This is a genomic window from Clostridiales bacterium, from assembly GCA_018333995.1.
Taxonomy (GTDB): domain Bacteria; phylum Actinomycetota; class Coriobacteriia; order Anaerosomatales; family SLCP01; genus JAGXSG01.
In genome coordinates, this window is sequence record JAGXSG010000017.1 from 43,549 (window position 1) to 52,642 (window position 9,094).

The following is a 9,094-nucleotide window of genomic DNA, read 5'->3' on the forward strand; positions in this document are numbered from 1 at the left end:
ACGGTGTCGACGGCGCGGGCATGGCGCCTGATCGTCGACGATCGGGCGCCGGGCGCGTGGAACATGGCTGTCGACCGCGCGATCCACATCATGCATGCGCGAGGTGACGTCCCTCCGACTTTGCGCGTCTATCGCTGGAACGGACCCACGGTGACACTCGGCGCGTTTCAGTCCGAGAGCGCTGTCGACGAGCGCGCGTGCCGCGAGCACGGTGTCAGCGTGGTGAGGAGGGCCACCGGAGGCAGGGGAGTGCTGCACGACGATGAGATTACGTACGCCGTAATTGCCGGTGTCCGCGACGGGGTTCCGCGCGGGGTGCGAGCGAGCTATGGGTACCTGTGTGCTGGGGTGTCAGCCGCGTTTAGCATCCTCGGCGTAAGGGCCGAGGTGAACGAGCGGGCCACGGCGTCCGTGCGTTCAAACGCGTGCTACTTGCACGCTACCGCGGCCGATCTCTCGGTTGGCTCACGTAAGCTTTCCGGAAGCGCTCAGGTGTGGAAGGGTGACTCGGTGCTGCAGCACGGCTCTTTCACCCGCACGCGAGATATCGATCGAGAGGCGGCGGTTTTCGCACTTGACGACCGCGAGCGCGCAAGCCTGGCTGGTGCCGCCACGACGATATCGGCTTGTCTCGCGCAGTGTCCGGAGTACTCGGCGATCACTGACGCGGTGATCGCGGGGTTTACGGCTGGCCTTGGGGTAGAGTTCGAATCAGGGCGCTTGAGTGATGCGGAGCGTGCGCTCGCACGAGTGTTTGAAGGAGAAACGGCTGTTCGCCTGAGTGGCGCGGCGCCGAGATGACGGGGGACGAGGGGTTTTCGGCGTCCACATCCTCAAGGACGGGGCGCAGGTTCCCGGTCGCATGTCACTGCCTCGGGGTATAGTGTAGGTAGAGGTCGGTTGAATGTCCGGTCTGATACAATCGACGCGCCGGTTGATACCGGGTCATCTCAGACAAGGGGGTGCGCGCGTGGGACACGAATACGACGAGGCACTTCTCGATTTGGAGCACAAGTCCAACGACGAGTTGCGCGCGATCCTCAACGGACTTCGGGATGAGGAACAGCGCATCTCGTACCGGAGGAGAGTTCTGCACGGCAAGATCGATATCCTTCGAGCCGAGTTGGTGCAGCGGCTGCAGGCTCAACATGAGTCAGGGGAGGACGTCATCTCGGGCCGGGATGTCGAGCGGCTGATCGATATCCTCGCGCGGGACCTGCGCGGCGTGTCAAACACAGACGTGGCCGCGGGCGACTCGGATCACGAAGCCGACGAAGGTGCGTAGTGTCCGCTCTACCTAAGGAGAATCATGTCCGCACTGTCTGACAAAATTCAGAAGTTCATGGACGATATCGCATCAGACGCGATTGAAGAGCGCGTGGTCGACTACGTGATCAAAGAAGTGCAGAATGGGCGCTCGCTTAGTGAGGTTTTCAAAGACCCATATGTGAAGAACCGCCTGAGTGAGGAGAAGCTTGCGAAGGTGCTGGAGAACCCTGAGATCATAGGCGCGCTCGAGAGCCAGATCGCGGCTTCGTTCAAGCGCAGAGAGCTTGACTTCTAGACGGCTTGAGTGAAGGGCGCGAGATCTTTAGAGAGGAACGGTGTTATGAACACGTGCCCAGTCTGCGGAGAGGACATCGGCCACAGCGTGTCTTCAAAGTGCACACGATGCGGTGCCCGGCAGGGTGCGACCGAGTCCTTCAAGCCGGTTTCCCTCGCCGACTCGATTTCCGCAAGCGGGTCACCATCGGTCGCGACCACGGGCGAGACGCCCATGCTCCTCGTGCGCAAAGGCGCGGAGACGGGCGAGCGGTTTACCATAGACCGGGCCCGTCTTTCTATCGGGCGCGACCCATTGTGCGACATCTTCTTAAACGACGTGACCGTCTCTCGGTCCCATGCGGTGCTTGAGTACGGTTCGGCCGGGGTGACAATCGAAGACACGGGGTCGCTTAACGGCACCTACGTCAACGGAGTCAGGGCTGACAAGGCCATTCTCGCCAGCGGTGATATCGTTCAGATTGGCAGATTCCAGATGGCGTTCATCCACGGCGCGGGAGACACGACACCGTGAGGTCGCGTGAGTACATGACAATAGGAGAGGTCGTCGAGACGCTCTCGCCTGCCTACCCTGATCTTTCGATCTCGAAGGTACGGTTTCTTGAAGAAGAAGGCCTGGTCGCTCCCGAACGCACTCAAGGGGGATACCGCAAGTTCACTGAGAAGGATCTCGCACGGGTTGAGATCATCTTGCGACTGCAAAAGGAGCACTTCCTGCCGCTGGCGGTCATTCGAGAGAAGCTCTCGGAGTACGATCGCGGAAAGATTCCAGCGGAGCTTGAAGAAACCTCGGCCGTCCCCGATCCGGCGACCTTGCCCTTCGTCGACGAACCACCGGTCCTCGTCGCCGAAGCACACTCGGCTCTCGGCATTCCCGAGTCGTTCATCCGGGAGTTGGCCGAGTACGGCTTGGTCGTCATCGTGCGTGGCGATCAAGGCGAGGAGATCGCTCCGGTTGATCGAAGGATCGCTCACGCCGCTTGGGATCTGCGCCGCTACGGCATCGAACCGCGTCACCTTCGCATGTACGAGACGTTCGCTGAGCGAGAGGCCGCGTTTTTCTCGCAGGCTCTTAAGCCGGCGTTCAGGCACCGCACCCCAGAAACTCGCCAGAGGCTCGTTGAAACGCTCGGCGAGTTGACCGGTTTGACGCACGACTTGAAGAATCATCTGTTGCGCCGGGCGCTCGCCCGTGTGTTCGAGGACGTCGTGTAGGAGAGCATGTCCGGCCAGACAGCACACGGTACCTCCGCCGCCGGAAGCGGCAAATCGTCCCCACTAGAGTTCGCGCACCCCAGCGAACGGGTTGCCGCGGAGATTCTCGATTTCTACCGGATCAGATGGGAGTACGAGCCGACCAGCTTTCCGATCGAGTGGGACAGCGACGGCGAGGTGATCGCATCGTTCACCCCCGACTTCTACCTGCCGGACTTCGATCTCTACATCGAGCTCACTACGATGAGTCAGAAGTTGGTCACGAAGAAGAATCGAAAGGTTCGCCGCCTGAAAGAGCTGTATCCCGATGTCAATATCAAGATCTTCTACCAGAAAGACTTCCGCCGTTTGCTTCAGCGCTTTGGCGTCGCGGTGGCGGAGCGCCCGTTCTCAGACGGCGGCGGTCTAGAGGCCGGAGGGCCGGCGGAGGAGAGCGGTGAGCGACCGTGAGCGGGTACTGTGGTGAGGAGGTCGTCGAGAGGATTCTGATCTCACCTCAGGCCATCGCGTCACGGGTCGCAGAACTCGGATCGGCGATCGCCGAGGAGTATCGCGGTGCCGACGTGCGTCTCATCACCCTTCTGCGTGGCGGTACCTTCTTCACGGCTGACCTGTGCCGCGCGATCGACGCCCCGGTGCGCCTCGACTTCATGGCGGTGAGCACGTATGTCGGCGGGCGCGGCGGTGCGGTGCGGATAACTAAAGACCTCGACGACTCCATCTCGGGCGCGTCCGTCATCGTGGTCGAGGACATCATCGATACCGGCCTCACGCTCAACTATGTACTGGGCGTCTTGCGCCAAAGAGCGCCCGCGACCGTCGAAGTGTGCACACTGCTCGACAAAGATGTTCGGCGCATTGTCGATCTTCCCATAACGCGCAAGGGATTTTCGGTCCCAGACAGGTTCCTTGTGGGCTACGGCCTTGATCTGAACGGACGCCTTCGCAATCTTCCGTACGTGGGCACCGTACGCGAGGACGTGCTTGCACCTTGACGATGGCGTATCCTGACTCTTCGTACCATCACACTTGGAGGCGTAATGAATCTTGAGACCTACATCCGAGACATCCGCGATTTCCCCAAAGAGGGGATCGTGTTCAAAGACATCACCCCGCTACTTGCGAGCCCAGACGGGTTTCGGCAGGCAATCGACACGATTGCCGATGAGTTCTCGGACGTAGGTGTGACCAAGGTCCTGGGCGCGGAGGCTCGGGGATTCATATTTGGCGGCGCTCTCGCATACAAGCTGGGCGCAGGATTTGTTCCGGCCCGCAAGCCGGGAAAGCTGCCGTGGCAAACAACTAAGGCCGAGTATGCCCTTGAATACGGCATGGACTCGCTCGAGATGCATCTGGACGCAATCGGGCCTGACGATGTGGTGCTGATCGTTGATGATGTGCTCGCTACAGGCGGCACCGCGGCTGCAAAGGGCAAATTAGCGGCGAGCACCGGCGCTTTCGTGGCGGGGTACGCATTCCTCATTGAGCTCGATTTTCTCGCTGGGCGAAGCAAGCTGGAGGGCGCGAAGATCGTCTCACTCATTCACGTGCGGTAGAGTTTCGCCCGACGCGAACCGAGCAGGCGAAAGTGATCGAGTGAGTGCCGCTACGGCTCGATGGGCTCCACATACTCGACGTGGACCGTCGCCAGCCCCGAGAACCCCAGCGCTTCAGCCGCGGCCCTCGACAGGTCGAGGTCTCGTCCCGCGATGAACGGGCCTCTGTCGGTGATGACGACCACGATGCGCCGCTCACCGCGCGTGAGAGCCAGACGGGTACCGAACGGTAGCGTGCGCGATGCAGCGGTGAAGTCGTTCTGATTGTAGATCTGCCCGGATGCGCTGAGCCGTCCGTGGAACTCATTGCCGTACCATGAGCAGAAGGCCAGTTCGGTACGGCCGAGCGAGCGATACCGTCTGGGATGGTGCTCGGAGACCAAGTACACTCGATCGGTGTACGGCTCTACGACGCCGGGTACTTTGCGGATCGGATCGTCAAGAGGGATCGATGATTCGAGCCACTCCCTGCGCGTCTTTGCGTTGGCCGTCCTTCTCACCTGCAGGAGCTGGCGTGATTCCTCGGTTAATCGTGCAATCAGTCCGCGTTGCTCCTCGAGCGCGGCGGTGAGCTCACTAAGTCCCTTCGCGCGGACTTGGCGGAGCGCGAGATCCTGAGCTTTCAGGTCGTCAAGGTAGTTGGCGTGGAACTCAGCCGCCGCGGCGGCTATCGTCGCGGCCTCTAGTACGCTCTGGTCACGCATCACGATACGGGTGAGCAGGGCGATGCGCGCGTAGAGATCTCCCATCGTCTCGGCATTTAGTATCATGGAGAGCGGATTGTGTATCTGAGACTTGTATATGTCGATCACGCGGTCACGGTAGACGCCGCGCGCGCTCTCAAGAGCTTCACGCGCTGCGGCGAGCGTGTCTTGCTGCTTGATGATCCGGATGTTGACTACAGCGAGCCGTTGCTCGATGGCTATCGACTCGGCCCGGTACTCCTCGATCGTCTGTTCGAGCTCTAGGGCGCGTGCGGTCGCTTGGTCGAGGGTGGGAGCGGCGGACTGTGTGGCGGCTGCCGACGGTTGGGCGTACGTGGGGGTGATCGCCGCGGAACCGCAAAGAACGATCGCGGCGAGAATGATCATGACCGTCACGATACGGCGCATGCGCAGCCTCTCGTCGACTCGATTCATGAGCGGATGTAGCAGAGACGATATGATATCATGAGTAATGTCTACGTGGTGTTGCATGCGCGACGCCGTGGCCTCGACCGTTGAATCCGACTTAGCAGGAGGACATGTGCGGATCGTAGACGGCAGACGATGGTTGTGCGCGGCGCGCGTGACGCTTGCGCTGTTGTTATCGTTTGGCGCGACTAGCGCCTTCGCCACTCCGGTAACACCGGAGATTGAGGCGAAGCGTGAAGAGGCGCGCGCCGTTCAAGCACAGATCGAAGAGCTTGCCGCACTCGTTGAGTTGCGAGGCGAGGAGTACGCGCAGATCAACGTCGCGCTCGAGCAGACCCGTCTCGATATTGCCGAGGCCAGGCGCGCTCTCGAGTCCGCTGAGCGTCAGTTGTCCGATGCTCAAGCGCGTCTTGAGGGCCGGGTCGATTCGATCTACCGGAACGGCTCAGTTCACATATTCCAGGTGTTGCTCGAGACACATTCCTTCACCGACTTCATCACGCGAGTTGAGTGGCTGCGGCGAATCGGGGAGAGCGATGCGGCTCTCGTTGTCAACGTGCAACACGCGCGTGACCGGGTCATTGAGGCCGAGGCTGCCCTGACACGCAGGGGTGAAGAACAGCAGGTGTTGCGCGCTCAAGCCGCGTCGAAACTCGCTGAGGTCGAAGCGGCTCTCGATCGCGAAGAAGCGTACCTTGCGGGAGTGAATTCGGAGATCGCCGCGCTCGTGGCAGCCGAGGAGGAGCGTCTGAGGCGAGAGGCGGAGGAGCGGGCCCGGCAATCCGCGATCGATGCCGCGCGGCGCGCGGCTGAACTTGCGGCAGGTAGTGCCGGAGGTGGATCGCGGCGGACAGCCGTTGCCAATGACCGCGTCTTTGACTCGGCGGCCCTCGGCCCTGGTAATCCAGCCGCGGTCCAGATTGGGATGGGTTACCTCGGCGTCCCGTACGTCTGGGGCGGATCAACGCCCGCGGGCTTTGATTGCTCGGGGCTCGTCCAGTACGTCTTCCGGCAGATCGGCGTGTCGCTGCCTCGTACGAGCCGTCAGCAGTTCAGAGTCGGCGCTTATATCCCGCCGGATCGAGTCGATCTTCTCCTCCCAGGTGACCTCGTATTCTTTGGGTTCGGCGGAGATCCGGACCAGGTCCACCATGTAGGCATCTACGTGGGCGGGGGAGACTATCTCCATGCGCCGAGAAGAGGTCAACCGGTGCGGGTTGATTCGTTGACCAGCCGCATCGAGCGGCGCGGGGACTATGTTGGGGCGACGAGGCCGTAGTTCCTGAGCGGATAGGTTGAGCGACGCGCATCCACCACTACGCACGTCGTTGCCGGAACACGCCGTCTGGGCGATGCCGTGTGGTATTATCCCTGGAATCGTTGCACCAGCATCTTCCTGCGTTATTTTGCCGAGCGATGCGCTGCGACGTGATAGAGGGCTGGAATAATCCGTTCGCGGCGGGACCCGGCCCGAGGGTGCTCGATTTTGATGCGGCGGCGCGTGGTACGGGAGGAGAGTGGCTTCAGTGAAGGTGCGTCAGCTATCGGTCTTCATAGAGAACAAGGCTGGTCGTGTCAGTGAGGTCACCGCGTTGCTCGGCTCGGCAGATATCAACATTCGTGGATTTGCGGTATCAGACACCGCGGACTATGGAATACTGCGTCTCGTGGTAGACAAGCCCGACGAGGCCGCCACGCTTCTGAAGCAAGCCGGATTCACCGTCAAAGCGAGCGATGTCATCTGCATCGACCTGCCGGATCAGCCAGGTGGCCTGGCGGGCGTGCTGAAGATCGTGGCAGACGCGGGCGTCAACATCGAGTATGTCTACTCGCTCGTTGCGACATACGTAGTTCTCAACGTCGCCGATGTAGAGCGGGCGATGCGGCTCCTTTCTGACAAGCCCGTGCGGCTCGTCGGGCAAGAGGAGATATCGGGGTCCTGATCGGCGCGCGACGGGCGTGCCGTGGGAGCGAAAGCGTAAGGGAGGCGAGGACACATGGCAGGAGCGAACGGACGTATCGCACTGCTGGTCGCGCTGGTCGTCGCAATCGCCATCGTGCCGGTGGTTGGTTGCGCTCCTCAGGCGCCTGACACTAGGCCGGCAGATGAGGGTGCAGCGGTCGGGGAACCCTACCGCATTGGGGCGGTGTTGTCGTTGAGCGGCACTCTTGCGGGTTTGGGAGAGCCAGAGCGCAACACGATCCTGATGGAGGTCGAGCGCATCAACGCGGCTGGTGGAGTGAATGGCCGCCCGATTGAGGTGCTGATCGAAGACGACGCAAGTGACGCGGAGACAGCGGTCGCGGCCACATCGCGGCTGATCGAACGCGAGGAGATCATCGCCGTAATCGGCGCGACAGGCACCGGTGCGACGATGGCGATGCGCAGCGAGATAGATCGCGCACGCATACCACAGGTGTCTGTGGCAGGCGGGACCGTGATCACCGCCGAGTTCCATCCGTACGTCTTCCAGACACCGTGGTCGAACAGCATAGTGGTGCCGTTCACGCTGCGCTACATCGAGGATCAGGGAATCTCGCGGATCGCTGTCATTGCGGACGCGGGGGGATTTGCCCAAGACGGAGTCGCTGTCATGAAGGAAGCGCTCGGGCAGACCTCGATAGAGATCGTCGCCGAGGAGACGTTTAATCCCGGTGATAAGGACATGACGAGTCAACTCACCAAGATCATGGGAAGCGATGCAGAGGCGGTCGTGCTCTGGAACGCCGGCGCAGAGGCGGCGACCGTTGCCAAGAACATGGCCACGCTCGGTTTTGAGATTCCGCTCTTCGGAAGTCATGGCAACGCCCGTGTAGAGTTCATCGACGGTGCGGGAGCGGCCGCGGAGGGATTTCGCTTCGCGGCCGGGAAGGTGCTCGTTCCGGAGGCATACGGTGAAGGAACCCCAGAATATGAGGTAGCGACCGATTTCATAGAGCGCTACACCGAGCGCTTCGGGAAGGCGCCTGACACGTTCGCCGGTCACGCGTACGATGCCCTCCATCTTATCGTCGAGGCTATGAAGCGTCTGCCAGAGGGCTTCTCGGCATCCGATCTTCGCGACGAGATCGAGGCGACGGATGGTTTTGTGGGAATCGGCGGCACGTTCACATTCTCGCCGACTGACCACAATGGTATGTCCGAGGAAAACCTTGTGATGTATCAGATCAAGGACGGTGCGTGGACACTCGCCGAGTAGTGCGGCGTGAGAGGACATCGGTGAGTCTGATCGGGGTGATCGGGATGAGCGAGGGCGCAAGAGCGCGCGTCGCGCGGTTGATGCTGACGGTCATGTTGGTGTCGATGGCAGCGGCGGTCGCGCTGCTTGCCGGGTGCGGACAAAGGGCCGGCGATCGTGCCGGAGAAGATGCCGCAAACGGCGCTGCGGCTGGCGAGCCAGTCAAGATCGGCGCCGTGCTCTCGCTTTCCGGATCCCTTTCCGGGCTTGGGATTCCCGCGAGGCAAGCGATAGAAGTCGAGGTCGAGCGCATCAACGGCGAGGGTGGCGTCAACGGCCGTCTGGTTGAGGTGGTGTTCGAAGATGACGCGAGCGACGAGGCAAAGGCCGTGGCCGCGACCACCCGCCTCATCGAGCAAGAAGACGTTCTCGCGGTTATCGGCGGGGG

At 61.5% G+C, this 9,094-nt stretch carries 13 protein-coding genes; 12 read left to right on the plus strand and 1 reads right to left on the minus strand.

Going from position 1 to position 9,094, the window contains the following annotated elements:
* The first annotated feature begins 3 nt into the window (after positions 1-3).
* The 8 genes from KGZ40_05680 to KGZ40_05715 all read left to right on the plus strand — a co-directional run bounded on the left by KGZ40_05680 (position 4) and on the right by KGZ40_05715 (position 4,334).
* A complete protein-coding gene (locus KGZ40_05680) occupies positions 4-801 on the plus strand; it encodes a lipoate--protein ligase family protein (protein MBS3956999.1) in 798 nt (265 codons plus the stop codon).
* Positions 802-970: 169 nt separating this feature from the next.
* Positions 971-1,285: a hypothetical protein gene (locus tag KGZ40_05685; protein ID MBS3957000.1), complete on the plus strand. Its 315-nt coding sequence runs from the start codon at positions 971-973 to the stop codon at positions 1,283-1,285.
* A gap of 24 nt (positions 1,286-1,309) precedes the next feature.
* Positions 1,310-1,564: a hypothetical protein gene (locus KGZ40_05690; GenBank protein MBS3957001.1), complete on the plus strand. Its 255-nt coding sequence runs from the start codon at positions 1,310-1,312 to the stop codon at positions 1,562-1,564.
* Positions 1,565-1,609: 45 nt separating this feature from the next.
* Positions 1,610-2,077: an FHA domain-containing protein gene (locus tag KGZ40_05695; protein MBS3957002.1), complete on the plus strand. Its 468-nt coding sequence runs from the start codon at positions 1,610-1,612 to the stop codon at positions 2,075-2,077.
* Positions 2,078-2,091: 14 nt separating this feature from the next.
* On the plus strand, positions 2,092-2,778 hold the full coding sequence (locus tag KGZ40_05700) for a MerR family transcriptional regulator (GenBank protein ID MBS3957003.1): 687 nt from the start codon (positions 2,092-2,094) through the stop codon (positions 2,776-2,778).
* Between the two features lie 6 nt (positions 2,779-2,784).
* Positions 2,785-3,228: a hypothetical protein gene (locus KGZ40_05705; protein ID MBS3957004.1), complete on the plus strand. Its 444-nt coding sequence runs from the start codon at positions 2,785-2,787 to the stop codon at positions 3,226-3,228.
* Entirely contained in the window at positions 3,225-3,773 is a 549-nt protein-coding gene (gene hpt / locus KGZ40_05710) for a hypoxanthine phosphoribosyltransferase (protein ID MBS3957005.1), read from the plus strand. The genes KGZ40_05705 and hpt overlap by 4 nt, the downstream gene beginning before the upstream one ends.
* Positions 3,774-3,818: 45 nt before the next feature.
* Positions 3,819-4,334: an adenine phosphoribosyltransferase gene (locus KGZ40_05715; protein MBS3957006.1), complete on the plus strand. Its 516-nt coding sequence runs from the start codon at positions 3,819-3,821 to the stop codon at positions 4,332-4,334.
* Between the two features lie 50 nt (positions 4,335-4,384).
* Here the strand turns inward: KGZ40_05715 and KGZ40_05720 are convergent, their stop codons facing one another.
* On the minus strand, positions 4,385-5,446 hold the full coding sequence (locus tag KGZ40_05720) for a septal ring lytic transglycosylase RlpA family protein (GenBank protein MBS3957007.1): 1,062 nt from the start codon (positions 5,444-5,446) through the stop codon (positions 4,385-4,387).
* Positions 5,447-5,579: 133 nt separating this feature from the next.
* Between KGZ40_05720 and KGZ40_05725 the strand changes: the two genes are divergently transcribed.
* The 4 genes from KGZ40_05725 to KGZ40_05740 form a co-directional block, all read left to right on the plus strand.
* On the plus strand, positions 5,580-6,746 hold the full coding sequence (locus KGZ40_05725) for a C40 family peptidase (GenBank protein ID MBS3957008.1): 1,167 nt from the start codon (positions 5,580-5,582) through the stop codon (positions 6,744-6,746).
* 247 nt (positions 6,747-6,993) lie between these two features.
* Complete coding sequence (locus tag KGZ40_05730; protein ID MBS3957009.1) at positions 6,994-7,410, plus strand: amino acid-binding protein; 417 nt, start codon at positions 6,994-6,996, stop codon at positions 7,408-7,410.
* A gap of 54 nt (positions 7,411-7,464) precedes the next feature.
* Positions 7,465-8,667: an ABC transporter substrate-binding protein gene (locus KGZ40_05735; GenBank protein MBS3957010.1), complete on the plus strand. Its 1,203-nt coding sequence runs from the start codon at positions 7,465-7,467 to the stop codon at positions 8,665-8,667.
* A gap of 20 nt (positions 8,668-8,687) precedes the next feature.
* A partial coding sequence (locus KGZ40_05740) for an ABC transporter substrate-binding protein (protein ID MBS3957011.1) occupies positions 8,688-9,094 on the plus strand: 407 nt, incomplete at its 3' end.

Bases quoted from the DNA above. Each gene is read 5' to 3' on its own strand.
- KGZ40_05690 (MBS3957001.1), top strand. From the start codon at position 1,310: ATGTCCGCACTGTCTGACAAAATTCAGAAGTTCATGGACGATATCGCA.
- KGZ40_05695 (MBS3957002.1), top strand. From the start codon at position 1,610: ATGAACACGTGCCCAGTCTGCGGAGAGGACATCGGCCACAGCGTGTCT.
- KGZ40_05700 (MBS3957003.1), top strand. From the start codon at position 2,092: ATGACAATAGGAGAGGTCGTCGAGACGCTCTCGCCTGCCTACCCTGAT.
- KGZ40_05705 (MBS3957004.1), top strand. From the start codon at position 2,785: ATGTCCGGCCAGACAGCACACGGTACCTCCGCCGCCGGAAGCGGCAAA.
- KGZ40_05715 (MBS3957006.1), top strand. From the start codon at position 3,819: ATGAATCTTGAGACCTACATCCGAGACATCCGCGATTTCCCCAAAGAG.
- KGZ40_05720 (MBS3957007.1), bottom strand. From the start codon at position 5,446: ATGCGCCGTATCGTGACGGTCATGATCATTCTCGCCGCGATCGTTCTT.
- KGZ40_05735 (MBS3957010.1), top strand. From the start codon at position 7,465: ATGGCAGGAGCGAACGGACGTATCGCACTGCTGGTCGCGCTGGTCGTC.